The sequence below is a fragment of the Caulobacter sp. GW822-FHT01G02 genome (assembly GCF_058802865.1).
In genome coordinates, this window is the sequence record NZ_JBXAON010000001.1 from 610,481 (window position 1) to 635,083 (window position 24,603).

General features: G+C 67.4%; 31 protein-coding genes and 1 other RNA gene. 13 read left to right on the forward strand and 19 right to left on the reverse strand.

The window, feature by feature from the left end:
• Positions 1-181: 181 nt before the first annotated feature.
• Complete coding sequence (locus tag AC1RNC_RS02720) at positions 182-1,132, reverse strand: SH3 domain-containing protein (RefSeq protein WP_492883519.1); 951 nt, start codon at positions 1,130-1,132, stop codon at positions 182-184.
• 80 nt (positions 1,133-1,212) lie between these two features.
• On the reverse strand, positions 1,213-1,773 hold the full coding sequence (locus AC1RNC_RS02725) for a DUF924 family protein (protein WP_492834835.1): 561 nt from the start codon (positions 1,771-1,773) through the stop codon (positions 1,213-1,215).
• Between the two features lie 107 nt (positions 1,774-1,880).
• On the opposite strand from AC1RNC_RS02725, the gene AC1RNC_RS02730 reads away from it, so the two are divergent.
• The 5 genes from AC1RNC_RS02730 to AC1RNC_RS02750 all read left to right on the forward strand — a co-directional run bounded on the left by AC1RNC_RS02730 (position 1,881) and on the right by AC1RNC_RS02750 (position 5,679).
• Entirely contained in the window at positions 1,881-2,789 is a 909-nt protein-coding gene (locus AC1RNC_RS02730) for an RcnB family protein (RefSeq protein WP_492883521.1), read from the forward strand.
• A gap of 255 nt (positions 2,790-3,044) precedes the next feature.
• On the forward strand, positions 3,045-4,064 hold the full coding sequence (gene ilvC / locus AC1RNC_RS02735; RefSeq protein ID WP_492883523.1) for a ketol-acid reductoisomerase: 1,020 nt from the start codon (positions 3,045-3,047) through the stop codon (positions 4,062-4,064).
• A gap of 103 nt (positions 4,065-4,167) precedes the next feature.
• Entirely contained in the window at positions 4,168-4,527 is a 360-nt protein-coding gene (locus AC1RNC_RS02740; RefSeq protein WP_492883525.1) for an ArsR/SmtB family transcription factor, read from the forward strand.
• The gene (locus AC1RNC_RS02745) at positions 4,511-4,987 is read left to right on the forward strand and encodes an SRPBCC family protein (protein ID WP_492883527.1); all 477 of its coding nucleotides are present in this window, start codon (positions 4,511-4,513) and stop codon (positions 4,985-4,987) included. The genes AC1RNC_RS02740 and AC1RNC_RS02745 overlap by 17 nt, the downstream gene beginning before the upstream one ends.
• 110 nt (positions 4,988-5,097) lie before the next feature.
• Positions 5,098-5,679 carry a YceI family protein gene (locus tag AC1RNC_RS02750; protein ID WP_492834827.1) on the forward strand — a complete coding sequence of 194 codons (582 nt, stop codon included), beginning with the start codon at positions 5,098-5,100 and terminating at the stop codon, positions 5,677-5,679.
• Between the two features lie 6 nt (positions 5,680-5,685).
• Here AC1RNC_RS02750 and AC1RNC_RS02755 read toward each other — a convergent pair whose 3' ends face one another.
• Positions 5,686-6,501, reverse strand: a complete 816-nt coding sequence (locus AC1RNC_RS02755) for a CAP domain-containing protein (protein ID WP_492883529.1) — start codon at positions 6,499-6,501, stop codon at positions 5,686-5,688.
• Between the two features lie 53 nt (positions 6,502-6,554).
• Here AC1RNC_RS02755 and AC1RNC_RS02760 point away from each other — a divergent pair, with 53 nt between their 5' ends.
• Entirely contained in the window at positions 6,555-7,115 is a 561-nt protein-coding gene (locus tag AC1RNC_RS02760; RefSeq protein WP_492883530.1) for a nucleoside 2-deoxyribosyltransferase, read from the forward strand.
• 6 nt (positions 7,116-7,121) lie between these two features.
• On the opposite strand, the gene AC1RNC_RS02765 is transcribed toward AC1RNC_RS02760, so the two are convergent.
• On the reverse strand, positions 7,122-7,781 hold the full coding sequence (locus AC1RNC_RS02765) for a methyltransferase (protein WP_492884377.1): 660 nt from the start codon (positions 7,779-7,781) through the stop codon (positions 7,122-7,124).
• A gap of 184 nt (positions 7,782-7,965) precedes the next feature.
• Between AC1RNC_RS02765 and AC1RNC_RS02770 the strand changes: the two genes are divergently transcribed.
• The 3 genes from AC1RNC_RS02770 to AC1RNC_RS02780 all read left to right on the forward strand — a co-directional run bounded on the left by AC1RNC_RS02770 (position 7,966) and on the right by AC1RNC_RS02780 (position 10,069).
• Entirely contained in the window at positions 7,966-8,991 is a 1,026-nt protein-coding gene (locus AC1RNC_RS02770; RefSeq protein ID WP_492883531.1) for a polyprenyl synthetase family protein, read from the forward strand.
• Entirely contained in the window at positions 8,991-9,587 is a 597-nt protein-coding gene (locus AC1RNC_RS02775; protein ID WP_492883532.1) for a hypothetical protein, read from the forward strand. Before AC1RNC_RS02770 ends, AC1RNC_RS02775 begins: the two co-directional genes overlap by 1 nt.
• 95 nt (positions 9,588-9,682) lie before the next feature.
• Positions 9,683-10,069 carry a YccF domain-containing protein gene (locus AC1RNC_RS02780; protein WP_492883534.1) on the forward strand — a complete coding sequence of 129 codons (387 nt, stop codon included), beginning with the start codon at positions 9,683-9,685 and terminating at the stop codon, positions 10,067-10,069.
• Here AC1RNC_RS02780 and AC1RNC_RS02785 read toward each other — a convergent pair.
• The 3 genes from AC1RNC_RS02785 to fumC form a co-directional block, all read right to left on the reverse strand.
• Positions 10,066-10,374, reverse strand: a complete 309-nt coding sequence (locus AC1RNC_RS02785) for a CcdB family protein (protein WP_492883536.1) — start codon at positions 10,372-10,374, stop codon at positions 10,066-10,068. The two genes, AC1RNC_RS02780 and AC1RNC_RS02785, sit on opposite strands and share 4 nt — an antisense overlap.
• The gene (locus tag AC1RNC_RS02790; RefSeq protein ID WP_492883538.1) at positions 10,375-10,617 is read right to left on the reverse strand and encodes a type II toxin-antitoxin system CcdA family antitoxin; all 243 of its coding nucleotides are present in this window, start codon (positions 10,615-10,617) and stop codon (positions 10,375-10,377) included.
• Between the two features lie 83 nt (positions 10,618-10,700).
• The gene (gene fumC, locus AC1RNC_RS02795) at positions 10,701-12,092 is read right to left on the reverse strand and encodes a class II fumarate hydratase (RefSeq protein ID WP_492883540.1); all 1,392 of its coding nucleotides are present in this window, start codon (positions 12,090-12,092) and stop codon (positions 10,701-10,703) included.
• A 79-nt stretch (positions 12,093-12,171) separates the two neighbouring features.
• Here fumC and AC1RNC_RS02800 point away from each other — a divergent pair, with 79 nt between their 5' ends.
• On the forward strand, positions 12,172-12,711 hold the full coding sequence (locus AC1RNC_RS02800; protein ID WP_492883542.1) for a DUF1697 domain-containing protein: 540 nt from the start codon (positions 12,172-12,174) through the stop codon (positions 12,709-12,711).
• A 217-nt stretch (positions 12,712-12,928) separates the two neighbouring features.
• Complete coding sequence (locus AC1RNC_RS02805) at positions 12,929-13,249, forward strand: RusA family crossover junction endodeoxyribonuclease (protein ID WP_492884379.1); 321 nt, start codon at positions 12,929-12,931, stop codon at positions 13,247-13,249.
• Here AC1RNC_RS02805 and AC1RNC_RS02810 read toward each other — a convergent pair.
• The 7 genes from AC1RNC_RS02810 to AC1RNC_RS02840 form a co-directional block, all read right to left on the reverse strand.
• Entirely contained in the window at positions 13,217-13,603 is a 387-nt protein-coding gene (locus AC1RNC_RS02810; RefSeq protein ID WP_492834815.1) for a hypothetical protein, read from the reverse strand. The genes AC1RNC_RS02805 and AC1RNC_RS02810 overlap by 33 nt on opposite strands.
• An 85-nt stretch (positions 13,604-13,688) precedes the next feature.
• Positions 13,689-15,839 carry a serine hydrolase domain-containing protein gene (locus tag AC1RNC_RS02815; protein ID WP_492883545.1) on the reverse strand — a complete coding sequence of 717 codons (2,151 nt, stop codon included), beginning with the start codon at positions 15,837-15,839 and terminating at the stop codon, positions 13,689-13,691.
• A 140-nt stretch (positions 15,840-15,979) separates the two neighbouring features.
• The gene (locus AC1RNC_RS02820; protein WP_492834811.1) at positions 15,980-16,753 is read right to left on the reverse strand and encodes a C13 family peptidase; all 774 of its coding nucleotides are present in this window, start codon (positions 16,751-16,753) and stop codon (positions 15,980-15,982) included.
• Positions 16,754-16,763: 10 nt separating this feature from the next.
• The gene (locus tag AC1RNC_RS02825) at positions 16,764-17,237 is read right to left on the reverse strand and encodes a PaaI family thioesterase (RefSeq protein ID WP_492883548.1); all 474 of its coding nucleotides are present in this window, start codon (positions 17,235-17,237) and stop codon (positions 16,764-16,766) included.
• Positions 17,238-17,250: 13 nt separating this feature from the next.
• Complete coding sequence (locus tag AC1RNC_RS02830; protein ID WP_492883550.1) at positions 17,251-17,736, reverse strand: SspB family protein; 486 nt, start codon at positions 17,734-17,736, stop codon at positions 17,251-17,253.
• 126 nt (positions 17,737-17,862) lie between these two features.
• Positions 17,863-18,227, reverse strand: a transfer-messenger RNA (tmRNA) gene (gene ssrA, locus AC1RNC_RS02835).
• A 10-nt stretch (positions 18,228-18,237) separates the two neighbouring features.
• Positions 18,238-18,477: an Atu4866 domain-containing protein gene (locus AC1RNC_RS02840; RefSeq protein ID WP_492834806.1), complete on the reverse strand. Its 240-nt coding sequence runs from the start codon at positions 18,475-18,477 to the stop codon at positions 18,238-18,240.
• A 338-nt stretch (positions 18,478-18,815) separates the two neighbouring features.
• On the opposite strand from AC1RNC_RS02840, the gene AC1RNC_RS02845 reads away from it, so the two are divergent.
• Both AC1RNC_RS02845 and AC1RNC_RS02850 read left to right on the forward strand, forming a co-directional pair.
• A complete protein-coding gene (locus AC1RNC_RS02845; protein WP_492883552.1) occupies positions 18,816-19,724 on the forward strand; it encodes an AraC family transcriptional regulator in 909 nt (302 codons plus the stop codon).
• Between the two features lie 94 nt (positions 19,725-19,818).
• On the forward strand, positions 19,819-20,478 hold the full coding sequence (locus AC1RNC_RS02850; RefSeq protein ID WP_492883554.1) for an aquaporin: 660 nt from the start codon (positions 19,819-19,821) through the stop codon (positions 20,476-20,478).
• On the opposite strand, the gene AC1RNC_RS02855 is transcribed toward AC1RNC_RS02850, so the two are convergent.
• From AC1RNC_RS02855 to AC1RNC_RS02875, 5 genes are all read right to left on the reverse strand, one after another.
• The gene (locus AC1RNC_RS02855; protein WP_492883556.1) at positions 20,456-21,292 is read right to left on the reverse strand and encodes a hypothetical protein; all 837 of its coding nucleotides are present in this window, start codon (positions 21,290-21,292) and stop codon (positions 20,456-20,458) included. The two genes, AC1RNC_RS02850 and AC1RNC_RS02855, sit on opposite strands and share 23 nt — an antisense overlap.
• Before the next feature lie 3 nt (positions 21,293-21,295).
• Entirely contained in the window at positions 21,296-21,853 is a 558-nt protein-coding gene (ilvN, locus tag AC1RNC_RS02860) for an acetolactate synthase small subunit (protein ID WP_492883558.1), read from the reverse strand.
• A 41-nt stretch (positions 21,854-21,894) separates the two neighbouring features.
• Positions 21,895-23,700, reverse strand: a complete 1,806-nt coding sequence (locus tag AC1RNC_RS02865; protein WP_492883560.1) for an acetolactate synthase 3 large subunit — start codon at positions 23,698-23,700, stop codon at positions 21,895-21,897.
• Between the two features lie 114 nt (positions 23,701-23,814).
• Positions 23,815-23,862, reverse strand: a complete 48-nt coding sequence (locus tag AC1RNC_RS02870; RefSeq protein ID WP_175582080.1) for a hypothetical protein — start codon at positions 23,860-23,862, stop codon at positions 23,815-23,817.
• A gap of 243 nt (positions 23,863-24,105) precedes the next feature.
• Entirely contained in the window at positions 24,106-24,600 is a 495-nt protein-coding gene (locus AC1RNC_RS02875) for a CinA family protein (RefSeq protein ID WP_492884381.1), read from the reverse strand.
• Between the last annotated feature and the right edge of the window lie 3 nt (positions 24,601-24,603).

Consider the following 24,603-nt stretch of genomic DNA (forward strand, 5'->3'; position numbering starts at 1 on the left):
CACTGCGGCGCGGGGAAGCGTCCACAGGGGGCGCTAACTCTCCTCTCCCTTTGGGGGAAGGGGGGACCGCCTAACGGCGGTGGAGGGGGCTAGCGCCAGCTGAGAGATGCCGGGCCGTCCCCCTCCGTCTCGCTGCGTATCCGCAGCGATCCACCTCCCCCCAGATGGGGGGAGGAGAAACCTACTTGCTCGGCGCCAGACCCGTGTTCAGCACCCAGCCGACGTTGTCGTTCTCGTCGGCCACTTCCCACCACAGGTCCTGCTGCTTGCCCGTCGGATAGACGATGGCGCCGGCGGGGAGGGTGCGGATCAGCTTGCCGCCGGCGACCGGGGTGGCGCGCATGGCGACGGGGCGCTGGGCGGCGAAGGTCTTGGTTGGCGCGGCGGCCGCGGCCGGGCCGGCTTCGGACAGCAGGCCCAGGTCGCCGATCATCTTCGAATAGGCGTTGATGAACGACAGGGTGACGATGCGGCCGATGTCGGTGTCCTCGTAGCCGCCGCCGACCGCGCCGGCGAAGCCGTAGCCGCCGCCCGCGCCCCAGCCGATATCGTTCTTCACCGCATAGCCCTCGGCCACCGACATGGTCTCGGTGGTGCGGACATTGGTCAGCGACAGGACGGTGTTGGCTTCCAGCTTCTTGGTCTTGATGCCGCCGACCAGGCCGCCGACGCGACCGCCGATGATGCCGCCGAGGGCGCCGGCCACCGCGCCGCCGCCGACATTGCTGTTGCTGCCCTGGACCTCGGCGACCAGCACGTAGTCGGCCGCCTTGACCTGACCCTGGCCGACGTTGGAGCCGCGCTGCAGGCCGAGATTGCCGCTGATCGCGCGCTCCTTCTCGGCCGCGCCGAGGCCCGCGCCCCGGTCGACCAGGTTGAAGCAGCCCGAACGCTGGACGATGGCGCGCAGCACCTTCTGCGGCGAGGCGAGGTTGTACTGGGTCCAGCCGCTGGAATCGTCGCCATCGACGATCGACAGCGTGCCCAGCTTGCGGGCGCAGCGCGGGACCTCCGCCGAGGCCTGGGCCTGCATGGTCTGGCCCTTGCTGGCCTTGGCCTGGGCGAAGACCGTGACAGGTGTCAGGGTGGTCAGCGCCAGACCAACGGCCAGCGCGCTACGGAAGGCTTTCATACGTGGTGTTCCCCGGTCGGTCCCCGAACTTGAGGCGTCACCCTACAGGCGAGGGGCGGTCGCGCCAAGATTGGCGGGGGCTAACCGGCGAACCCGCCTTCGTCGAGGAAGTCCTGCTCGGCCTCGGTGGTTTTGCGACCAAGGCCGGCGTTTCGGTGGGGGAAGCGACCAAAGCGGGCGATGATGTCGCGATGGAGCAGGGCGAACTTCATCGATTCCTCGTCGCCGGTGTCGGCCTGGAGGGCGGCGAACAGCTGGACGCTGAGCTCCTGGTCGACCAGCGATTCCGAGTGCTCGAACGGGAGGTAGAAGAACGGGCGCAGATCCGCGTCGATGGCCGGATCCGTGTCATGGCCGGCGGCGATGGCCTCGTGGGCGAACATCCGGGCCAGCGGGTCGGTGGCGAAGGCGTGCGGGGTGTTGCGGTACATGTTGCGTGGGAACTGATCGAGCAGGATCAGCAGGGCCAGCGAGCCCAGGGGCGTCTCGGTCCACTTGTCGTAGCGGCGCATGGAAGCGCGGTAATGGGTTTGCTCGAACTTCAGGGCGATCGCGCTGTCGAAGGCGGGATCCTTCTTGAACCACTTCTTGGGTCCGGCCCCGCGCCAGAAGACGACGATGTCGTTGTAGTGCGCGCTCATCGTGGCCCTCACGCGTTCCTTCGTTCAAGCACGGTTCATCGGGCGAGTCCGACACTGCTATCAAGGGACAAGCCCGGGCCGCGCTTCAAGGCCCTTCGGAGCAAGAAATGAAACGTCTGATCACGACCGCCCTGGCGCTTTCGCTGCTGGGCGGCGCGGCGGCCGAGGCCGGAGCCGCCGCCGGGGTGGTGGTTCAGCAGCAGCAGGGCGCCCCGCGCGAGCGCGGCGACGGCGGCCCCAGAGGTGATCGCGGCGGCGACCGTGGCGGTGATGGCGGCGGCTGGAACCGGGGCGGCGGCGGCGAACGTCCGCAGGCTCAGCCTCAAGCGCAACCCCAGGCCCAACCGCAGAACAACGGCGGCGGCTGGAATCGAGGCGATCGAGGCGATCGCGGCGGCTGGAATCGTGGCGACCGCCCGCAGACCCAACCGCAACAGCAGCCTCAGCCTCAACCGCAGGCCCAGCAGCAGAACAACGGCGGTTCGGGCTGGAACCGGGGCGGGAACGACAACCGCCCGGGCGGCTGGAATCGTGGCGACGACAATCGCGGCGGCCGGCCCGACTGGAACGACAATCGCGGCGAAGCCAGCCGTCCAGGCAACTGGGACCGCAACGACAACCGCGGCGGCTGGGATCGCAACGACAACAATCGTTGGGACAATAATCGTGGCGGCTGGGACCGAAACGACCGTCGTCCGGGGCAGGGCCAGTACCGCGATCGTGACCGCGGCCGCCACCAGTACGACCGCGGCTACTACCGCCCCAGCTATCGCGCGTCGCAACGCTACCGGGCTCCGGCCTATCGCTATCCGAGCGGCTGGTATGCGCGCAGCTGGTCGTTCGGCGATTACCTGCCGGGCGGCTGGTACGGCAGCTCCTACTACCTGAACTGGGGCTCGTACGGCCTGCCGCTGCCGCCGATCGGCTGCGAGTGGGTCCGGGTCGGCTCCGACGCCGTCCTGGTCGACGTCTGGAGCGGCCAGGTCCTGAGCGTCTACTACGACCTGTTCTGGTAGGCGGAAATCTTCCCTGCCCCGAGCGGGGAAGGCCAGCGTAGAGGATGGGCGGGCCACCAGGTCCGCCCATCCTTTTGGCTGTTGGCATGGCGTACGACCGCACGAGAGCTTAGAACGAGTCCGCGAGGGCTCCAGCTTTTCGGCGTTCTGTCGGCTTCACCTTGACGAAACGGCAAAAAAACGCTCAAACGCCCGGCCTTTGTCGCTCCGCCGTTGCGCGGTGCGGCCAAATTGACCAGTCCTTGGAGATAAAACATGCGCGTCTATTATGATCGCGACGCCGACCTCGCCCGCATCTTGGACAAGAAGATCGCGATCGTAGGCTATGGTTCGCAAGGTCATGCCCACGCGCTTAACCTTCGGGACTCGGGCATCAAGAACGTGGCCGTCGCCCTGCGCGCCGGCTCGCCGACCGCCAAGAAGGCCGAAGGCGAAGGCCTGAAGGTCATGACCGTCGCCGAGGCCGCCGCCTGGGCCGACCTGATCATGATCCTGGCGCCCGACGAGCATCAGGCCGCGATCTACAAGCACGAGATCGCCCCCAACATCCGTGACGGCGCGGCCCTGCTGTTCGCCCACGGCCTGAACGTTCACTTCGGCCTGATCGAGCCGAAGGACACCATTGACGTCCTGATGGTCGCGCCGAAGGGCCCGGGTCACACCGTGCGCGGCGAGTACCAGAAGGGCGGCGGCGTGCCGTGTCTGATCGCGGTGCACCACAACGCCACCGGCAACGCCCTCGACCTCGGCCTGGCCTATGCCTCGGCCATCGGCGGTGGCCGCTCGGGCATCATCGAGACCAACTTCCGCGAAGAGTGCGAGACCGACCTGTTCGGCGAACAGGCCGTCCTGTGCGGCGGCACCGTCGAGCTGGTCCGCGCCGGTTTCGAAGTGCTGGTGGAAGCCGGCTACGCGCCGGAAATGGCCTATTTCGAGTGCCTGCACGAGCTGAAGCTGATCGTCGACCTCATGTACGAGGGCGGCATCGCCAACATGAACTACTCGATCTCGAACACGGCCGAGTACGGCGAGTACGTCACCGGTCCGCGCATCATCACGCCGGAAACCAAGGCCGAGATGAAGCGCGTGCTGGAAGACATCCAGTCAGGCAAGTTCGTCCGCGACTTCATGCTGGAAAACCAGGTGGGCCAGCCCAGCTTCAAGGCGACCCGTCGCCGCGCGGCCGAGCACCAGATCGAGGAAGTCGGCGGCCGCCTGCGCGGCATGATGCCCTGGATCGCCAAGAACAAGCTGGTCGACCAAGCCAAGAACTAAGCTTCACAACCCATCAGATCCCACGAAGCCCTCGGCCCTCCCAGGCCGGGGGCTTTTCGTTTTGGGCTTGCGGGCGGCGGACTGACGCTTCATAGTGAACTATATGGTTCAGTATTCAGCCGCCCGCCTCGACGTCTCCTTCGCCGCGCTGTCGGACGCCACCCGCCGTGGCGTTCTGGAGCAGTTGGCGCGTGGGGAGGCCTCGATCACGGCGCTGGCCGAGCGGTTCAACATGACCCTCACGGGCATGAAGAAGCACGTCAGCGTTCTCGAGCAGGCGGGTCTTGTGGTCACTGAGAAGGTCGGCCGCGTGCGGACCTGTCGGCTGGGCGTGGGCGGGCTGGAGGACGAGGCGGCCTGGATCGAGCGCTACCGCCGCCGCTGGGAGCTTCGCTTCGACGGGCTGGACGAGATCGTCGAGGAATTGAAACAGAGGGAAGGTCAGAATGTCCGCGAAGAATGAGACGAGGGTGGAGCGCAAGTCCGACGTGGAACTGGTGGTCACCCGCCTGTTCGATGGCCCGGCCCACATCGTGTTCGAGGCCTGGAGCAAGCCGGAGCTGTTCCAGCGCTGGTGGGTCCCGAAGTCTTTGGGCGTGCCGCTGCGGGCCTGCGAGATGGATGTCCGCACCGGCGGCGGCTACCGCCTGGAGTTCGGGCTGGACGCGGCCAATTCCATGGCCTTCTTCGGCAAGTACATCGAGGTGACGCCGCCCTCGAAGATCGTCTGGACCAACGAGGAGGCCGGCGAGATCACGGTGACCACCGTCACCTTCGAGGACCAGGGCGGCAAGACTCTGCTGACCTTCAGCGAGCTCTATCCCAGCAAGGAAGCCTGCGACGAGGCCATCCAAGGATCGGCCGCAGGCCTGCCCGAACAGTTCGAGCAACTGGACGCGTTGCTGGTCGAGCTGGCGGTCTGACCGGCGCGAAGCTCTCGGCTTGGACCGGGGGCTTCGTTTCCCGCTTGCGCGGTGGCCGGGCGCGGGGAAAAGTCCGAGCCGGTCCCGTTGGGGGACAGAGGAACCGTTTCATGAAACGCCTGCTCGCCGCCATCGTCGCTGGCGCGGCCCTGACGGCCGCCGCCGCGCCCGCCTTCGCCGCCGAGGTCGCCTACGGCCTGGATTCGGCCCACACCGAGACCAGCTTTTCGATCGACCGCTTCGGCTTCACCTCGATCCTTGGCATCTTCGCCAAGTCGGAAGGCACGATCTGGCTTGACGAGGCCGCGCCCGAGAAGTCGCGCGTCGAGGCCACGGTGACCGTCGACAGCCTGCTGACCGCCAACCCGACCCGCGACGAGCACATCAAGGGTGAGCGCTGGCTGAACGCGGCCAAGAACCCGACCATGACCTTCAAGTCGACCAAGGTGGTCAAGACCGGCGCCGACACGGCCAAGGTCACCGGCGACATGACCATCATGGGCGTGACCCAGCCGGTCACCCTGGACGTCAAGCTCAACAAGATCGGCACGGGTCCTATGGGGCCGAAAAAGATGGCCGGCTTCACCATCACCGGCGCGATCAGCCGCAAGGCCTTCGGCAGCGCTGGCGCGGCCGGCGTGATCGGCGACAACGTCGCGATCCGCATCGAGACGCTGGCGGTGGCGCAGTAGAGGGGGCTACCCCAACACGAACACCGGCCCCCAGGCCACCTCGTAGCGGTGCTCGCCGGTCGATAGGTGCGGGCGCAACTGCCAGGCGCCGGGGGCCAACACGCTTTCCGGACGGCCCTCGACATAGGTGGCGGTCAGGATCTCGCCGCCCGGCTCGGATACCGAGAACTGCCGGATGGCCGGGGCCGCGTGCGACAGGGCCGCGGCGATCGCATCGGCCGAGGCCATCCGCAGCGGGGCGGGGGCGGCCAAGCGCGCGGCGACCTCGGCATAGGCTCCGACGGCGATGACGCGCCGGCCCTGGCGGTAGACGCCGTAGCCGACATGGGTGAAGCCCGGGGCCAGCAGGTTGGCGCGGTGGCCGGGGCTGGTGCGCCACTGCTCCATGATCTGGTCAGGCCGTACGATGGTGGCGACGTTGCGGCGCATGGCGATGTTCTCGCCCGGCGCGCCGACCAGGTCGCGGGCCAGCAGGCCGACGCGGCCGGCCGGGGAATAGCCCTCGCGCGTCATGTGGTCGAAGTCGCCGGTCACGGCCATGTCGGCGGCGTGGGCCCGGGCGGCCAGGGTCAGACCTTTGTCCCAGGCCAGGGCGCGGGGGCCCTGGCGGCTGCGGAAGATGTTGTTGAGGTCGAGCAGGGTCTGCTCGAAGTCGGTGTCGAAATCGCCGCCCTCGGGCGGGTCGGCCAGCAACGCCCGCAGGCGGCGATCATAGGCGATCCACGGCTGAGGCGAGGCGGCGAACCCGGATGTGGCGAACAGGGGCGCGGCGGCGAGGGCCAAGCCGCCGGTCAACAAGGTTCTGCGCGCGATCGACGCCATTGAATCTCCAACATACATTGACAGCGAGGGTCCGGGACCAGACCTAAGAGGGTATGCGCCCAGTCCGTTCCCTTTGGCTCGCCGGCCCTGAACAATGGCTCCCCGACAGCGAAGGCCAGGCGGCGCGTCAGCGCGCTCTGTGCCTGGAAGCCGGCCTGGAAGCCATTGTTCCCGCCCGCCTGCCGCCCGGCGAGGGCGGCGACGAGATGGAGGCCCGGCAGTTCTATGCCGCCCGCATGGCGCAATTGCGCCAGGCCGACGCGGCCGTCGTCAACCTGACGCCGTTCCGCGGCCCCTCGGCCGACACGGCGACGGTGTTCGAGGCGGGCGTTCTGGCGGGCCTGGGCCGGCCGATCTTCGCCTATCTGAACGTCGCGAGCGAGGTTCAGGCCGAGTATGTCGCCCGGGTCGACACCCTGCTGGGCGCGACCCTGGACGCCACGCGGATCTGGCGCGACGGCGACGGCTGCATGATCGAGGACAACGGCCTGCCCGAGACCGTCATGCTATGGGGCGAGGCCCGGCGGCTGTTCGTGATCGTCACCCAGGACCCGCTGCGGGATCTGACGGGGCTTGAGTTGTGCCTCGAGGCGCTGGCGCTCTACGCGGAGTAGCGCGCCTCACCAGTCCAGCGCTGCTTCCCCGCGCAGAATCGCCTCGGCCCGCGCCGTGTGCTTGCCGCCTTCGCGATCGTGCAGCACCAGCGGCGGCAGCAGCGCCAGCGGCGCCTTGCCCGTCTTGATCGCCCGCACGATCACCCGCTTGGCCGGAGCGTCGGCGAAGGGGGCGATCGGGCGAATCCTGAACGAGCCTGCCTTGGGGGCCAGCTGTTCGAGAAGGTCGGCCAGCCGGTCGGCGCGGTGGATGATCGTGATCGTCCCGCCCTCGCGCACGGCTTTCAGGCAAAAGCCCGTCCAGGCGGTCAGGCCCCCGTCGGCCATCCAGGCGCCGCTCTTGGCCGGGGCGGGGGCGCGCAAGGCGGTCGGGTCGTCGAAGAACGGGGGATTGGTCATCACCGCGTCGAAGACGGGCAGGGCCAGGGCGCGAAAACCGGCCTCGACGTCGCCCTCGACCACGCTGACGCGGTCGTTCAGGCCGTTCAGCGCGGCGTTGCCGGCGGCCAGGGCGGCGGCGGCGGAATCACGCTCAACGCCCTGGAAGAACGACTCGGGCCGACGAGTCGCGGCGGCCAGCAGGGCGCCGCCGACCCCGCAGCCGGGCTCGATCACGCGTTGGCCGGGCAGGGCGTCGCAGGCGGCCGCCAGCAGGGCCGCGTCCATGCCGGCCCTGTATCCGTCGGGCTTCTGGCGCAGCCGTACGCGGCCCCCCAGAACCCGATCCTCCGTCACCTGCTGTTCGTCCAATGCTTTCTAGGCCTTGTGCTCGCCTTGACCGTGACCTATCCCGCCACCATTGTCCCTCGCAACGGTTCATCCCGGGGGGAGCCGCAAGGAGAGCATAGTCTTGGACGCAGCCGCAGCGACCCTCACCCGTAAGCCGGGTTCGGTGGATCGTCTCGTGCGCCTCGCCGAGGCCGACATGAAGGGCGTCAACGCCCTGATCACCGACCGCATGCAAAGCGACGTGCCGATCATCCCGGCCCTGGCCGAGCACCTGATCGCCGCCGGCGGCAAGCGCCTCCGTCCGCTGTTGACCGTCGCCGCCGCGCGGCTCGCCCGTGCAAGCGGAGAGGGGGTCGACAACGACCACTGCCTGAAGCTGGCCGCGGCCGTCGAGTTCATCCACACCGCCACCCTGCTGCACGACGACGTGGTCGACGGCAGCCAGCTGCGCCGCGGCAAGGTCGCCGCGCACCTGATCTGGGGCGCGGCGCAGAGCGTGCTGGTCGGCGACTTCCTGTTCGCCCGCGCCTTCGAGCTGATGGTCGAGACCAACTCGATGAAGGCGCTGGAAATCCTGGCCCGCGCCAGCCGGGTCATCGCCGAGGGCGAAGTGCTGCAGCTGATGCGCAGCCACGACCTGAACCTGTCGCAGGCCGTCTATCTCGAGATCATCCAGGCCAAGACCGCCGAGCTGTTCGCTGCGGCCTCCGAGGCCGGCGCGGTCTCGGCCGGGGTCGACGCCGCCAGGACCGACGCGCTGAAGGCCTATGGCCTGAATCTCGGCCTGGCCTTCCAGCTGGTCGACGACGCGCTCGACTACGGCGGCACGACCGAGACCCTGGGCAAGAACGCCGGCGACGACTTCCGCGAAGGCAAGGCGACCCTGCCGCTGCTGCTGGCCATCGCCCGCTCGGGCCCCCGCGAGGCCGAGTTCTGGGAGCGCGCCATCGGCCGTCGCGAGCAGACCGAGGCCGACTTCCGCCGCGCCCGCGAGCTGATCGTCGGTTCGGGGGCCCTGGACGCCACGCTCGACCTGGCCGCCGACTATGCCGACAAGGCCAAGGCGGCGCTGGCGATCTTCCCGGCCAACGACTGGCGCGAGGCGCTGGAAGATCTGGCCGATTTCGCGGTCAGTCGCAGGACCTGATGTTCAAGCGGAAGTCATCCTCCTACGGCGGACTTCCTCCGGTGTGGCCCGGCCAGACCCTGCCGCGTCTCCAGACCGTCGTCGCGACGTCGCCGGAAAATCCCGGCGGCGATCCGAACATCCGGCCGCACGAGGCCGGAGAGGTCGCCGGCAAGGTGATCGGCGGCGGCTTGGGCCTGCTGATCGCCGCCGTGCTGATCATCCTCATGCTGGGCCCGATCCTGTGGGCGCCCGTCTGGGCCGGCCTGCGGGTCGCGCGGCTCGCGCCCGACCCCCTGTGGGCATGGCTGGCGGGTCTGGCCGTCGGTGCGACAGCGGCCCTTGTCCAGTTCTGGCTGTTGATCCAGCGTAGCCCGATCGTGCGCTATCCGGTCGTGGCGCTGTTCGCCTTGATCTGGGTCGGGGGCCTGTGGCTGGAGTTCACCTCGCCGCGGCACGACTGGATCACCACCGCGCCAGCCCTGCATATGCCGGGGATCTGGGGCTGGGTGCTGATCGGCGTCGGGACCGTGGTTTACGCCGGCATCTACCTCCTGACGCTCAGCCGCTTCGGCAAGGGGCGGTGGGCGCGCAAATGGCAGCTGATCAAGTCCTAGCCCTGAGGTGAATTCGCCGTAACGCCCTTCACAGAAAGGGCGGGCGGGGCCACGTCTAGGGCCGGGGCGCTTTGCCCTTGCTGGGGACTTTGGACGTGATCCGTTTCATCCTGAACGTGCTGTGGTTCTTCTGCGGCGGTCTGGTCACCGGCCTGGGCTGGCTTCTGGCCGGCGTGCTGCTGGCGATCACCATCGTGGGCCTGCCCTATGCCGGCGCGGCCTTCCGCATTGCCGGCTTCGCCTTCTGGCCGTTCGGCAAAGAGATCGTCGCCCGCGAGGTCGGCCTGGGCTCTGGGCCGCTGGGCGTGGTCCTGAACGTGATCTGGTTCATCCTGGCCGGCTGGTGGCTGGCCCTGGGCCACGTGGTGGTCGCCGTCGCCGAGGCGATCACGATCATCGGCATCCCGTTCGCCATCAAGGATTTGCAACTGGCCTACATCGCCCTGGCGCCGATCGGCCGCGACGTGGTGCGCGTCAACTAGAACCCGGTGAACAGGCGGTCGAGCGCGCGACGGATGGCGTCCTCGTGCTTGACCGCCGAACCGACCTGGCGACGCAGATCCGTGTGACGGATCGCGATCATGCCGGTCACGCTGATGAGCAGACTTTCATCATCGCGTTCCAATGGGATTTCGAAAGCGGTGACAGGCGCCGTCCTGCCTCTCAGAACCGGTGCGACGATCGCTTCGGTCAGTCCGGTCGCATAGTGCGACGAGAGGACGAGCACGAACGGCACGGCCGCCCGCATCGCGGAAATCGGGTTCTCGTACAGATCGAACTGGCGCACTCACCAAGTCCGCAGATGATCCGAGAGAAGGCCGTGCTCTTCGATGAAGAGATTGTGCTCCTTGATCGCTTCGGCGTTTTCCTCGGCCCACCGCCGGGCTCGTTCCTCTGCGCCGGCCGGGTCGACCTTCTGCAGATGCAACCGCAGCTGCGTCTCGCTCATGCCTGAGACGGAAATGCCCAGCCGCTTGGCCTGGGCCAGCAGTTCGGGGTCGATGCCGAGGTCGAGTTCGGGCGCGTCCATGGGCGGAGCATATCGCGGTTTGGCCGGCGGGAACATCGGACGCACAGGCCGTCAACTCCCGCCAGCTCGCCGCCGCTGGAGCCTCAGCCCGGCGAGACCATCTTTTCCGGGCGGACGTACTGGTCGAACTCTTCGTTCGTCAGATAGCCGCCGCCGACGGCTTCCTCGCGCAGCGTGGTGCCGTTCTTGTGGGCCGTCTTGGCGATCTTGGCGCAGATGTCATAGCCGAGGCGGCCGTTCAGGGCCGTGACCAGCATCAGGCTGTTCTCGACGCCCTTCTTGATGTTGTCGACGCGCGGTTCGATGCCGACGACGCAGTTGTCGGTGAAGCTGATCGCCGCATCGGCCAGCAGGCGGACCGACTGCAGGAAGTTGTAGGCCATCACCGGATTGTAGACGTTCAGTTCGAAGTGGCCCTGGCTGCCGGCGAAGGTCAAGGCGGCGTTGTTGCCGAACACCTGGACGCAGACTTGGGTCAGGGCTTCGCACTGGGTCGGATTGACCTTGCCCGGCATGATCGACGAGCCCGGCTCGTTTTCCGGCAGCGACAGCTCGCCCAGGCCGGCGCGCGGGCCCGAGCCCAGGAAGCGGATGTCGTTGGCGATCTTGAACAGGCTGGCGGCGACCGTGTTGATGGCGCCGTGGCTGAAGACCATGGCGTCGTGGGCGGCCAGGGCCTCGAACTTGTTCGGAGCGGTGGTGAACTCAAGGCCGGTGATCGCGGCGATGGCCTCGGCCACGCCTTCCGCGAAGCCAATGGGGGCGTTCAGGCCGGTGCCGACGGCGGTGCCGCCCTGGGCCAGCTGCATCAGCTTGGGCAGGGTGCTCTCGATGCGCTCGATGCCGTTGGCGACCTGCTGGGCGTAGCCGCCGAATTCCTGGCCGAGCGTGAGCGGGGTGGCGTCCTGGGTGTGGGTGCGGCCGATCTTGATGATGTCGGCCCAGGCCTTGGTCTTGGCTTCCAGGGCGGCGTGCAGGTGCTTCAGGGCCGGCAGCAGGTCGTGGACGATCTGCTCCGCGCAGGCCACGTGCATGGCCGTCGGATAGGTGTCGTTCGACGACTGGCTCATATTGACGTGGTCATTGGGGTGGACGGGCTTCTTGCTGCCCATCTCGCCGCCCAGCATCTCGATCGCGCGGTTCGAGATCACCTCGTTGGCGTTCATATTCGACTGGGTGCCCGAGCCCGTCTGCCAGACGACCAGCGGGAAGTGGTCGTTCAGTTTGCCGTCGATCACCTCGTTGGCGGCCGCGATGATCGTCTCGGCGATCTTGGGGTCCAGCTTGCCCAGCTTCAGGTTGGTCTCGGCGGCGGCGCGCTTGACGATGCCCAGGGCGCGGACGACCGGCAGGGGTTGCTTCTCCCAGCCGATCTTGAAGTTGCCCAGGCTGCGCTGGGCTTGCGCGCCCCAATAGCGGTCTGCGGCGACTTCGATCGGGCCAAAGGTGTCGGTCTCGATGCGCGTGGCGGTCATGCGGCGATCTCCGGAAAAACGGTCGAGCGCGGTCTAGACCTTGAGCGGCGAGAGGGCAATGTTCGCAAGGAGACCCCGCATGATCCCCTATTTGGCGCTGCCCCGTTCGATCAACACGGGTAAGCGCAAGGTGCTGAAGGAAGACCTGCTGGGCATCGCCAAGGACGTCGGCTTCACGGAGGCCAAGACCTATCTGGCCAGCGGCAATCTCCTGCTTTGGGGGAAGCATGAGGGCGGAGCCGCGCTGGAACAGGTGCTTGAAGACGCCCTTGAGGCCCGCATCGGCCTGCGCACCGACTTCATGGTTCGCTCCCTGGCGGACCTGCGGGCGGTCATCGACGGCAATCCGTTCAAGGCCGAGGCCGAGGACCATCCCAGCCACTTGATCGTCAATTTCCTGAAGGCGCCGCTGCCGAAGGGCGACGAAGAGATCCTGAGAGCGGCGAACACTGGACCGGAGCGGTTCGCGGTCGCGGCGCGGGAGCTCTATATCGACTTCCCGATCAGCATCGCCGACTCGATGCTTGATCGGGATTGGAAGAAGACGAAGCGCAATCCGGTCGGCACGACCCGGAACTGGAACACCGTGCTAAAGCTGGCCGAAATGATGGGCGCCTAGGCGCTCGGCCCCTAGAGCCCTTTAGCTTTAGATGGAATCATCTAAAGCGTTCGAAAGGGCTCTAAATGTCTAATTCTAGAGCCTGTTTATCCCATCTAGATGGTTCCATCTAAACGGGACAGGCTCCTAGGCTCGAGGTTCTGAACGCTTGTCCGAAGACGACTGGACCCACCACGGCAAGGTCCGCGCCCGCGAGGCCGGAGGCGAGTTGACCATCATGGTCGACGGCCTGACCACCCAGGGCAAGTATTACAAGCCGCTGATCTACGAGTTCTTCCGCAAGTCCTGGCGCGGCTCGCGCCCTGCCTGGGGCGAGTTCAGCGTCGAAATCGGCATGGAGTATATGGGCGAGCCGCCCTGGATGGATCTGGACAACCTGGCCAAGGCCCTGTTGGACGCCATCAAGGGCTACGCCTTCCACGACGACGCCCAGGTCGCCCGGCTGCTGGTCGAGCGCCGTCCGGGCGAGCGTGAGCGGATCATCATCCAGGTGCGCAAGCTGAACTCAAGCCTTATGCGGCGAACGCTCGAAGACTGAGGCGGCCACGGCCACGTACAGCACCATCAGGAAGGCGCCATAGCGGCCGACGCTGACGGGATCACCCGACGGCATGATCTCGGCATAGCGCGAGACCACCAAGCTCCCGGCGACGAGGCCGGGCGTCGAGAACAGGATCATCGCGAACAGACGGCGGCGGCGCGGCGTGCGCGTCAGCCGCGCCACCGCCTGGAAGGCGAAGGTCACGGCGGCGGCGGCCGCGAATGCGTTGATCACGTAGAACCAGAAGGCGCTTTCCAGAAGTCCCCCGCCGAAAGCGGCATAGAACAGCGTCGCCGCCGACCAGGCCGCCAGTCCCGTTCCCCCAAACGCCAGACCGTCCAGTTTTGACACGTCGCGTCTCCCTCGCTCGTTTCCCGGAACGGCGATCTGCAAGCCGGGCGCCGGGAAACGAAGCGAGGGGTGGACCGTGACAAGGCTAGCTCTTGGGCAGCAGGTAACCCCACAGGCCCAGGAGAACGCTGAGCAGGACGAAGAGCAGGGCGGTGAAGGTGAAGGCCAGCTTGCGACCGCCGCTCCAGCTGTCGACCCGGCGGCCGCCGCGCCAGACCATCGGCAGGGCGCCCAAGGTCAGGACGCTCAGGGCGGCGGCGACCAGGGCGCAGGCCGAGCCGCTAAGCAGCCAGCCCGAGGGCCAGCCGAAGAAGACGGCGGTCTGATCCGAGGCCTTGGCCGCGAACACGCCCATGCAGCCGGCCGAGATCAGCCACAGCACCGCCTGCATGGTCTGCATCTGGGCGGCGCGCGCCTGGACCGGCGTCTGGCGAGCCTCGCGGCGGTTGCGGAACAGGACGCCCAGAATGGTGGCCACGCTGGCGAAGCCCGCGATGATCGCCGTCCAGCGCAACAGGCCAGCCGAGCGGAAGAAGCCGATCCGTTCATAGGTCGAGAGGCCCCGCGCGGCGTAGAAGCGCGACGGCCGGTCGCCGTTGGCGTCGAACACTAGGATCAGCGGGCCGTCGACGGCCTTGAATACGCCGGGGCGTCCCGTGCCGTTATAGAGGCTGCTGACGCCGCCCTCGGTCACGGTCAGGCGGCCGTCGGCGGTGGCGCGGACATTGGCGCGGCCGATGATGCGGTTGGTGAAGCCCTCCAGCCCGCCATAGGCGCGGCGCGTGGTCAGATAGTCGCCTTCATAGGCCCTGGCCTGCTCGTAGCTGATGGCGCTGTCGGTCGGCACGGCCGGGGCGGGGGCGTAGAAGTGCTCGACGATGGTCGCGGGCAGGGTGGCGGGCAGGTTCGCGCCGCTGTCGGTATTGACCGAGACGAAGATGCCCAAGCCCAGGTCCGGCACGATCACCATGTTGGAATAGAAGTAGAGCGTCGCGCCCTGGTGGCCGTAACCGCGGCGACTGCCGGGCATCGGGCTGTCCTGGAAGCCGGCGTTCCAGCCGGCCGCTTCCGGCGCGGGGCGGTACATCGGCGTGCGGAAGGCCAGGGCGGTCTTCGGTGAGAAGATGGTCTTGCCGTCGATCACCCCGCCGTTCAGCAGCAGGGTCATGTAGCGCGCCATGTCGCCGGCCGTGCTCGAAGCCGAAGCGGCCGGGGCCACCTGTCCCATGAACTCGCGCGGCTGGGTCTTCCAGCCCATCGGCGTCCACGAGAAGCCGTCCGAAAGGTCGGCGGCCAGGGTCTCGTTCATCGGCGCGGGCAGGCCGTCGCGCCACGGACGGGCTTCGCGGAAGGTCGTGTGGTTCATGCCCGCCGGCAGGATGATCTCCTCGCTGACCAACTGCTCGTAGGGCTTGCCCGTGACGTTGGCGACAGCGGCGCCGGCCAGGGCGGCGCCATAGTTCGAATAGCTGGGCAGCAGGCCGGGTTCGCGCACCCGGCGCGGACGTTCCTGGCGCAGATAGTCGGCCAGGGTGCGGACGCGGCTCGGATCGCGCTCGAACAACTGGCCCATCGACCGGTCTTCGAACCCGCCGGTGTGGGTCATCAGGTCGCGCAGGCGCACCTGGGTCTTCTTGCCCTGATCTTTCAGTTGCAGCGGTTCGGGAAGATAGAGGTTCACGGGGCCGTCGAGGCGCATGTGGCCTGACTCGATCTGGTTCATCAGGGTGATCCAGGTGAACGTCTTGGAGATCGAGGCGACGCGGAACAGAGTCTTGTCCGGATCGACCGGTTTGCGCTGGCCCAGGTTCGAGAAGCCGTAGCCCTTCTTCAGCACCACCTGGCCGTTCTGGACCACCGACAGGGTGACGCCGGCGATGTGGTCGCGGCTCATGGCGCGGCGGACGACGCCGTCGACGAAGGCTTCCAGCTCCGGCGCCGACATTGGCGTATGGGCGGTGGGCGCCGGGATGGCGGGCGCGGCTGGAGTCGGCGTCGCCGAGGCGGCGGTTGGAGTCGCGACGGGGCGGGGCGGCGTCACCGCCTTCACGGCGGGACGGGGCCGCACCCGGCGCGGACGCAAGCTGTTATAGGGGCGAGGGGCGGAATCCAGCGTTGGTTCGCTCAAGACAGGGGGCGGCGAAGCGTCTTGCGCCCGCGCCTCCGATCCCGTGATGGACCATAGTGCGATGAAGGCCGCCGCAAGGGCGGCTGCGGGCGATACGCTCGACGTCAACGATGTCCCCTGGGTAAAGCGGAAGACTCTACATCTAACAGGCAGAGCATGATGGCCGCCGAAACCGGCAGCCACTTTCGGCTATCATGCTCTAGGGTTTGTGTAACGTGCTGGGCGCGGGGGTCAAACCCGATCACCGGTCAGGGTGAAGCCGGCCTGCTCCGGTTGAACGCATAGAGCGGCAGCATCGGCCGCAGGGCCGGGCCGATCCAGACCTGGGGCTCAGAGGCGGGCTCGGCCCCGGCCTCCTTCTCGCGGCGCGCCACGCAGGCCTGGACGCCAGCCCCCAGGGACGCGAAGTCGCGGGCGCTGGGCGCGGCCGACAGGAAGCAGTCGTCGAAATAGGGATACTTGTCGTCCTCGCCGCAGCCGAACGAGGCGCGATCGGGCCGGGCGGCGGTCAGGATCAGGCGGTTGGTCTTCTGCAATGGCGGAACGAAGACGCCCGAAAAACAGGCGGATATCACCACGACGCTGGGCCGGTTGGGACAGGCGTCGTTCAGCAGGGCGGCCAGCAGTTGGGGGCGCAGCATCTGCCGGCCCAGAATCACGCCTTCCGGACTGCCGTGCGTGCTGATGTAGAACAGGCAGCCCGCCGTGGCCGTCGAAGCCCGGGTCTTGAGGGCGTCGTAGATGGTCCGAGCTTCCGACTTGCCGGGCGCCTCGGCCGGATAGCGCTCGGGACGCACCGAGAACTGCTGGAGCGCGGCCTTGTCGAAGCCCAGTTCGACCAACGCCTTGGAGACATCGCGGCGGGCGTTGTCGAACGCCTCGGTTGGGCCGCCGGAGTGGGCGTGGAAGTCGCCGGCCACCACGACCGCGCTCCAGTTGGCGAACGGTCCGGCGGCGAATGCGGATGAGAGCGGCGCGAGCAGGAAAGCCAGAAGTCCGATGACCGCCGCCGTCCCCCGCATGGCTCCGCCCCTATTTCTTCTTGAAGTTGGCGAAGGGCGTTGGAATGGCCGTGCCCGTGGACTTGGCCAGCGGGCGGCCCTCCGCGTCGTAGAGCTCGCCCTCCATGAAGCAGACCGTCCGACCCCATTTGACCACGCGGCCGACGCCGCGCAGCGACCCGGGCATGGCCGGGCGCAGGAAGCTGGTCTTCATCTCCAGGGTGGGAACCACGTGGGTCATGCCCGAAGTGATCATGCCGGCGACCGACATGCACTCGTCCAGCATGGCGCAGACGAAACCACCCTGGATCTGCCCCATTGGATTGCACAGGAGCTCGGCGCGCGCCGTGAAACCGACCTCGACCTCGCGATCGGCCTGGCGCACGGCCAGCAGTTCGAAGCCCAGGGTCTGGGATCCGGTGGGCGCGTTCTTGGACGCGCGGAAGCGCGCGAGGATCGCCTCGTCGCTCAGGGTCTGCGGAGCGTCGGAGGCCACATCGTTCATTTCTTACGGGCGCTCATTTCTTCCGGAACTGGTCCAGGGAGACGATCTTGGGGCCTTCTTCGCCAGTCGGGGCGGGGGTCTTGTCTTCGGCCTGGGGTTCGGGCTCTGGCTCGTCCTCGATGACCTCGGGGGCGGAGAACTGCAGGGCGAACTGCACCGAGGGGTCATAGAAGCGCGTGAGGGCCGTATAGGGGACCGACAGGCGCTTGGGCTGGCCGCCGAACTTCAGGGTCACCGAGAAGAAGGTCTCGCCCGGGGCGAGGTCCCAGTACTGATGCTGCAGGACGATGGTCATCTCGTCCGGGTACTTGCCCAGCAGATCCTGCGGGCCCGAGACGCCGGCCGCCTTGGTCTTGAAGGTGATGTACAGATGATGCGGCTCGGGCAGGCCACCGGGCGCGGCCGCCTTCTTCAAGGCCGCCTTGACCACGCCGCGCAGGGCGTCCTGGGCCATGGCCTCGTACTGCATGAGGTCTTCGGGCGGATTGGTCTGGGACATGCCTGGAGTCGGTACTTCGAACTGAGAGCGAAGCCGAGAACCTAGCGCGTCGAAGGCCTCGCGCAAAGCGGGCGGCGACGGAATCCGTCGGTGCGCAAACGATGTCGTTCTCGTCTATGTGAGGAAAGTGGAGGGATTCTGTTGGCAGGCTCCCTCCGGGCCCCGCCTAGGGATCTGAACCCCTAGGACTTAAGAGGCGAATTCACCTGCACCGCATTACGCGGCGACGGCGAACTCTTCAGCGAAGTTATCGTTCGCATTTAGAAAAATGACCCGAAACGGTGGATCAAGCCGAGAGAAAGCATACACCTTTACACGTCTGTCGATGCTGATCGGCCCCATGCAGTCCCATGATAACTTGGGAGAGATTGGTGGAGCCGCCGGGAATCGCACCCGGGTCCAGTCCGCTTATTACGTGCGCGTTTATCCCCATAGTTCGGCCGAAACCGGACATTTCCAATATAGGGGGTTCGACCCGCCAAGGGAAGGGCGGGCCCAGGCTTAGGCGGTTCCCAGGCTCAGGCGACCATCGATCAGCGTGCCGCTGATGACCGCGCCGCGATCCTCGAACAGCTTCAGCCGCTCGCCGACCAGGACGTAGACGCCGGTGAAGACGTCGGGGAAGTCGGCGCGGGTCTCGATGAAGCGGCCGTCGGCGCGCAGCTCCAGCGAGACGTGGCCGTCGGGCGACGACCAGACGCCGGCGACGGGGATGTGGGGAACGATGGCGGACATCATCATCGGGCGATGCTCCATGAAGAAGAGGGGGCCGGAGCGGCCGAAACGGTGGGAAGGGTGGCGGTCATGGCGGTCAGCGCGGCTGTCCCGCCCAGCAGGGCGGCGACGAACCAGCGCGGAGCCGCCACGCCGCGTCGGGGCGTGTAGCGTCTCAAGGCGCACCTGAATTTTGGGGGTTGCCGCGTTGGGGAGCGGAACGAGGCCAATATGGCGCACAGGCCCGTCCAGCCGGTAGATCGATGCTCCGGCATGATTGCACGAAAATCCAGAACCGAACGGCGTCGCGTGACGGAGGATCGTGCAAGGCTTATTGATAGCCTCGTTAGAACAAGAGAAATCCCATGAGCACGCGCGAGGCGCTGGCCGCCCTGATTGAACGATTCGCGCCGAACGAAGGTCCGGTCGAGACTTGTTGCCCCAGGGTCAACCTCTACCGCGTCCATGCGCCGACCGAGCCCATGCACGCCGTGCACGATCCGTCGTTCTGCGTACTGGCCCAAGGCCGCAAGCGGGTGCTGGTCGGCGACGCCATCCATGAATACGACGACGTGAACTTCTTCCTGTCGTCGATCGACGTGCCGGTGGCCGGCCAGGTGATCGAGGCCTCGCCCGAGAAGCCCTACCTGGCCTTTCGCGTCGTGCTCGACGCCAACCTGATCAGCGAAATGATCATGGAGTGCGGCCTGGCCGCACGGCTGGACGCCGCCGCGCCCCTGGTCGGCGGCATGTCGGCCGGGGCGATGACGCCGCAGTTGTTCGACGCGGCCTGCCGAATGGTCGGCCTGATGGATTGCCCCGAGGACGCGCCGATTCTGGCGCCGCTGATCGAGCGCGAGATGCTCTATCGCCTGCTGACCGGGCCGCAGGGGCCGCGGCTGGCCCAGATTGCTCGCCGCGACGGCCGCCTGCGCCAGGTCAACCGCGCCATCGGCTGGATCAAGCGCAACTTCGACCAGCCTTTCAGCATCGACGCCGTGGCCGACGAGGCGCGGATGAGCGCTTCGGCCCTGCACCAGCACTTCAAGGCGGTGACCTCGCTGTCGCCGCTGCAGTATCAGAAGCAGATCCGCCTGCAGGAGGCGCGACGGCTGATCCTGATCCAGCGCCTGGACGCGGCCACGGCTGGCCACGCGGTCGGCTATGACAGCCCCTCGCAGTTCAGCCGCGAGTACGCCCGCCTGTTCGGCGCGCCGCCGCTCAGGGACGTGGCGCGCCTGCGGGAACAGCCGGAGCCGGTGGCTGGCGCCTAGGGGGCAGTATAGATATTCTTAGACTTGCCGGTAGAATGCATATTCATTCACATCGTACAGTGAATTTTATGAAATTCGATCGGGAGGTTCCAAAATGTCAAAAATTGTTGCCGAATTCATTGGCGCATTTGCTTTGGTTCTATTCGGCTGCGGAGCCGCGGTCTTGGGCGGAGATCACGTTGGCCAGCTGGGCATCGCCCTGGCCTTCGGTTTCGCCATCATCGCCCTGGCGTATGGCATCGGCCCGGTCTCAGGATGTCACGTCAATCCGGCGGTCAGTCTCGCGGCGTTCGTCGCCGGTCGAATGAACGCCAAGGAGATGGTCCTCTACTGGATCGCCCAGTTCGTGGGGGCTTTGGCCGGCGCGGCGGTGCTGGCCAGCATCGCGGGAAGCACGGCCAATCTGGGCCAGAACGGTTGGGGGCCAGGCTATCTCGGCGCCTATCCGCTGCACGCGGCCTTTGTCTTCGAGGTCGTGATGACGGCGCTTTTCGTCATCGTCATTCTGGGCGCGACCGGCGCCGACGCCGCGCCTGGTTTCGCCGGCCTGGGGATCGGCATCGCCCTGGCGGTGATCCACATCGTCGGCATCCAGGTCACCGGCGTCTCGGTCAATCCGGCCCGCAGTTTCGGTCCAGCGGTCTTGGCTGGCGGGCAGGCGCTGGCCCAGCTGTGGCTGTTCTTTGTCGCCCCGGCGATCGGCGCGATCCTCGGCGCGCTGCTCTACCGCTTCAAGATCCTGAAGGTCGGCTGACGTCAGCTGGCGGCTCGTCGTCCGGCGGAAGCGGGACGGCGGGCGGCTGCGACCGGTCGGATGCGTCCGGCTTCAATCGGCCTCCCGACGCCAGCAGGTCGTCATAGGCCCTTTGCTGGCGCGAGAAGTCGGCGCCCCTGGGCAGGACGGCGTCGAAGCGCGGGTCGCGTCCAACGGCCGCGCCGATCGCCGCCGACAGGATCCCGGCGATCGAGCCGACCTCCGCGTCGTCGCAGGCGCGGCGCAGATGGCGGGCCTGACCGGGGATGACCAGGGTCACGTCCCACGACACGCCGTCGACGCAGAGCGCCGACACCGCGCCGCCGCCATAGTCGACGATGACCGAGCGCGGCTGGCTCCAGGCCGGATCGGCGGGCAGGGCCTTCAAGGGCGCGATCAGGGGGGCGGTCAGTTCGGCGTCGATGTCGACGCGGCGGCCGATCTCGGGCGTGCAGCAGCCCAGGCCGGCGCGAGCCTGGACGAAGGCGCGACCGTCGCGGCGCAGGGTGACGCGGGTCACGGCCTGGCGCACGCCGCGGGCGGGGCGGGCCCACACCTCCAGGATCAACTCACCCCTGCGCAGGATCTGGTTCTGCAGCGGCTGCAGGCCCCAGAGGCGGTAGAGCAGGGGCTCGACGCCGTTGTCGATGGGAATGGGCTGTTCGGACTTGCCGAGCCGGCGGGTGTAGAGCGGCTCCTGCTCGGCGGTCGGGCGTGGAACCTCCGATGACCACCAGGTCGATGGATCAGAGGGGGGCGGGGCCTGCTGGATGGCGAGGGCCAGCCCCGCGATCAGTCCGGTCAGGCCGGTCATCCGCTACATCCCTTCGACGCCCCGCTCGATGGAAAGGACGCCCGTGCGGGAAAGTTCCACCAGCCCCAGGGGACGCATCAGGTCCAGGAACTTGTCGATCTTGGACGGCGCGCCCGAGATCTCGAACACGAAGCTTTCCAGCGTGGTGTCGACCGGCTTGGCGCGGAAGATGTCGGCGACGCGCAAGGCCTCGACGCGATCGGCGCCGGAGCCGCGCACCTTCACGAGGGCCAGTTCGCGCTCGACGCCGTTCGGGTCGCGGGTGACGTCATGCACGCGACGGACGTTCACGACCTTGTTCAACTGGGCCTCGATCTGGTCCAGCACCTGGCGGGTGCCGCGGGTCACCACGGTGATCCGGCTGGTGTGAGCCTTGCGGTCGGTCTCGGCGACCGTGAGGCTCTCGATGTTGTAGCCGCGCGCGGCGAACAGGCCGACGACGCGATGCAGGACGCCGGGCTCGTTGTCGACGAGCAGGGCGAAGGTCGCGGTCTGCTCGACCTGCTCGTTGGGGCTAAGGTCGTAGGCCGAGGCGGGGGCGGGTTGGACGTTGGCGGTCATGGATCGCTTCTATGCCAAATGAATAGGGAAGGGCGAGGGGCTTAGACCAACCCCGCGCCATCCTCGCCGATCACGTTGCCAATGTCTTCGATGTCGCCCATGATCATCTCGTTGTGGGCCTTGCCCGAGGGGATCATCGGCAGGCAGTTCTCGTCCTTCTCGACCAGGCATTCGAAGATCACTGGCCGGTCGCAGGCGATCATCTCCTGGATCTTGGCGTCCAGGTCGCCGGGATTGTCGCAACGGATGCCGACCGCGCCATAGGCCTCGGCCAGTTTCACGAAGTCGGGCAGGCTGTCGGAATAGGAGTGGCTGTAGCGCTCGCCGTGTAGCAGTTGCTGCCATTGGCGCACCATGCCCATCCGCTCGTTGTTCAGGATGAAGATCTTGACCGGCAGGTCGAACTGGATGGCCGTCGACAGTTCCTGGATGCACATCTGGATCGAGGCTTCGCCGGCGATGTCGATGACTAGCGAACCCGGATGGGCCAACTGGACGCCGATGGCGGCGGGCAGGCCGTAGCCCATGGTGCCCAGGCCCCCGGAGGTCATCCAGCGATTGGGCTCCTCGAAGCGGAAGAACTGGGCGGCCCACATCTGATGCTGGCCGACCTCAGTGGTGATATAGACGTCCTTGTCCTTGGTCAGCGCATACAGCCGCTCGATGGCGTACTGCGGCTTGATCGCCGTCTCGGAGCCTCGGTAGTTCAGGCACTGGCGCGCCCGCCAGACGTCGATCTGGGCCCACCAATCGCTCAAGGCGGCCTTGTTGGCCTTGTGGCCGCCGGCCTTCCATGCGACGATCAGGTCTTCCAGGACGCTGCCGGCGTCGCCGACGATCGGCAGGTCGACGCGGACGTTCTTGTTGATCGACGAGGCGTCGATATCGATGTGGATCTTCTTGCTGCCCGGCGAGAAGGCGTCCAGCCGGCCGGTGACGCGGTCGTCGAAGCGGGCGCCGACGCAGATCATCACGTCGCAGTCGTGCATGGCGTTGTTGGCCTCGAACGTGCCGTGCATGCCCAGCATGCCCAGCCAGGCCGGATCGGCCGCCGGGAAGGCGCCCAGGCCCATCAGGGTCGAGGTGACCGGCGCGCCGGTCAGGGCCGCGAACTCGCGCAGGGCCTGGCTGGCCTTGGGACCGGCGTTGATGACGCCGCCGCCGGTGTAGAAGATCGGGCGGCGCGCTTGGGCGATCATCCGGGCGGCGTCGGCGATGCGATTGGCGTCGCCCTTGATCTTCGGCGCATAGGCGTGGGTCGAGGCGATCTCGGTCGGGCCGTAATATTCGCCCTTGGCGAACTGGACGTCCTTGGGAATGTCGATCAGCACCGGGCCCGGGCGGCCGGTGGTGGCGATCTTGAAGGCCTCGTGGATGATCTTGGGCAGGTCGCGGACGTCTTTGACCAGGTAGTTGTGCTTGGTGCACGAGCGGGTCATGCCGACCGTGTCGGCTTCCTGGAAGGCGTCGGTGCCGATCAGGTGGGTCGGGACCTGGCCGGTGATGACGACCATCGGGATCGAGTCCATCAGGGCGTCCATGATGCCGGTGATGGCGTTGGTCGCGCCCGGGCCCGAGGTGACCAGGACGACGCCCGGCTTGCCCGAGCTGCGCGCGTAGCCCTCGGCGGCATGGGTCGCCCCCTGCTCGTGCCGGACCAGGATGTGCTGCAGGCGCGGTTCATGGAACAGCGCGTCATAGATCGGCAGGACCGCGCCGCCCGGATAGCCGAAGAGAACCTCGACGCCCTGGTCCACGAGGCCGCGAACCACGATCTCGGCGCCGGTCATGGCGCGATCGATGGTGTCGGCGGGAGCTTGGCTCTCGATGGTTTGATGGGCGGTCATGGGGCAGGTCCGAGTGGGAAGGGGGCGGGAAAACTGAACTGGAGGGAAGCGGAAAAGAAAAAAGGTCCCGAAGGACCTTTGCGCGCGCGACCGAGCTACGACGTGACTTCAAGGTCACCCCGCGAACGGCCGCTCCATAAGTACGGTCATGGTTTTGCGCACGAGTCTTGCTCCAAAGCTACGGAATGGGTCATGACATGCGCCCGTTGGAGCGTCAAGGCGCTCTTTGCCGCAAGGTTGTGCCTTTGGGGCGGCGCGACCTTGCCGGACCCTCACTTGAGAGGGGCAGGTTTTCCCTCGCACGGTCCTGGTTCTGGAACGAGGGCGCGCGTCGGCGTTCGGACGGCGTGAATTTGTAGCCGGCGCGGCGACGCGCGCGGTCGACGCTTTCCCGCGGATGCGGTTCTAGGCTTCCAGCGCGTCCAGGGTCTGGGCCAGGAAGCCGAGCGCGCCGGTGGCGAAGGCCTGCATGTTGGCGGCGCGCTGGTCGCTGCCGGTCTCGAGCGTCGTGCTGACCGAGACCTCCTCGCCGACCACGGCCATGCAGCAGTGGCCGGGCGCGTCGCCATAACGGTTGCCGTCAGGGCCGGCCGCGCCGGTTTCCGACAGGGCCCAGGTCGCCTTCAGATTCTTGCGGGCCACGCGGGCCAGCATCACTGCATAGGGCTCGCTGGCCGAGCGCAGGCCGTCCATGGCCTTCTGCGGGATGTCCATCAGGGTCAGGCGCGCGCGGGCCGTGTAGACGACCGCGCCGCCGACATAGAACTTCGACGCCCCCGGCACGGCCAGCAGCGCCGCCGAGATCAAGCCGCCGGCCGAGGACTCGGCGATGGCGATCGTCTCGCCCCGGGCGATCAGGCTGGCGGCGACGCGTTCGGCGAGGGCGTGGAGGTCGGACATCAT

Bases quoted from the DNA above. Each gene is read 5' to 3' on its own strand.
- AC1RNC_RS02760 (WP_492883530.1), top strand. From the start codon at position 6,555: ATGCGCCCAGTCCGTTCCCTTTGGCTCGCCGGCCCTGAACAATGGCTC.
- fumC (WP_492883540.1), bottom strand. From the start codon at position 12,092: ATGACCGCCACGCGCATCGAGACCGACACCTTTGGCCCGATCGAAGTC.
- AC1RNC_RS02830 (WP_492883550.1), bottom strand. From the start codon at position 17,736: ATGTCCCAGACCAATCCGCCCGAAGACCTCATGCAGTACGAGGCCATG.
- AC1RNC_RS02725 (WP_492834835.1), bottom strand. From the start codon at position 1,773: ATGAGCGCGCACTACAACGACATCGTCGTCTTCTGGCGCGGGGCCGGA.
- AC1RNC_RS02740 (WP_492883525.1), top strand. From the start codon at position 4,168: ATGGTTCAGTATTCAGCCGCCCGCCTCGACGTCTCCTTCGCCGCGCTG.
- AC1RNC_RS02875 (WP_492884381.1), bottom strand. From the start codon at position 24,600: ATGTCCGACCTCCACGCCCTCGCCGAACGCGTCGCCGCCAGCCTGATC.
- AC1RNC_RS02790 (WP_492883538.1), bottom strand. From the start codon at position 10,617: ATGGACGCGCCCGAACTCGACCTCGGCATCGACCCCGAACTGCTGGCC.
- AC1RNC_RS02865 (WP_492883560.1), bottom strand. From the start codon at position 23,700: ATGACCGCCCATCAAACCATCGAGAGCCAAGCTCCCGCCGACACCATC.
- AC1RNC_RS02820 (WP_492834811.1), bottom strand. From the start codon at position 16,753: ATGCGGGGGACGGCGGCGGTCATCGGACTTCTGGCTTTCCTGCTCGCG.
- AC1RNC_RS02855 (WP_492883556.1), bottom strand. From the start codon at position 21,292: ATGACCGGCCTGACCGGACTGATCGCGGGGCTGGCCCTCGCCATCCAG.
- AC1RNC_RS02745 (WP_492883527.1), top strand. From the start codon at position 4,511: ATGTCCGCGAAGAATGAGACGAGGGTGGAGCGCAAGTCCGACGTGGAA.
- AC1RNC_RS02755 (WP_492883529.1), bottom strand. From the start codon at position 6,501: ATGGCGTCGATCGCGCGCAGAACCTTGTTGACCGGCGGCTTGGCCCTC.
- ilvC (WP_492883523.1), top strand. From the start codon at position 3,045: ATGCGCGTCTATTATGATCGCGACGCCGACCTCGCCCGCATCTTGGAC.
- AC1RNC_RS02845 (WP_492883552.1), top strand. From the start codon at position 18,816: ATGAGCACGCGCGAGGCGCTGGCCGCCCTGATTGAACGATTCGCGCCG.
- AC1RNC_RS02720 (WP_492883519.1), bottom strand. From the start codon at position 1,132: ATGAAAGCCTTCCGTAGCGCGCTGGCCGTTGGTCTGGCGCTGACCACC.
- AC1RNC_RS02850 (WP_492883554.1), top strand. From the start codon at position 19,819: ATGTCAAAAATTGTTGCCGAATTCATTGGCGCATTTGCTTTGGTTCTA.
- AC1RNC_RS02730 (WP_492883521.1), top strand. From the start codon at position 1,881: ATGAAACGTCTGATCACGACCGCCCTGGCGCTTTCGCTGCTGGGCGGC.
- AC1RNC_RS02805 (WP_492884379.1), top strand. From the start codon at position 12,929: ATGGTCGACGGCCTGACCACCCAGGGCAAGTATTACAAGCCGCTGATC.
- AC1RNC_RS02840 (WP_492834806.1), bottom strand. From the start codon at position 18,477: ATGATGATGTCCGCCATCGTTCCCCACATCCCCGTCGCCGGCGTCTGG.
- AC1RNC_RS02750 (WP_492834827.1), top strand. From the start codon at position 5,098: ATGAAACGCCTGCTCGCCGCCATCGTCGCTGGCGCGGCCCTGACGGCC.
- AC1RNC_RS02825 (WP_492883548.1), bottom strand. From the start codon at position 17,237: ATGAACGATGTGGCCTCCGACGCTCCGCAGACCCTGAGCGACGAGGCG.
- AC1RNC_RS02775 (WP_492883532.1), top strand. From the start codon at position 8,991: ATGTTCAAGCGGAAGTCATCCTCCTACGGCGGACTTCCTCCGGTGTGG.
- ilvN (WP_492883558.1), bottom strand. From the start codon at position 21,853: ATGACCGCCAACGTCCAACCCGCCCCCGCCTCGGCCTACGACCTTAGC.
- AC1RNC_RS02765 (WP_492884377.1), bottom strand. From the start codon at position 7,781: ATGGACGCGGCCCTGCTGGCGGCCGCCTGCGACGCCCTGCCCGGCCAA.
- AC1RNC_RS02800 (WP_492883542.1), top strand. From the start codon at position 12,172: ATGATCCCCTATTTGGCGCTGCCCCGTTCGATCAACACGGGTAAGCGC.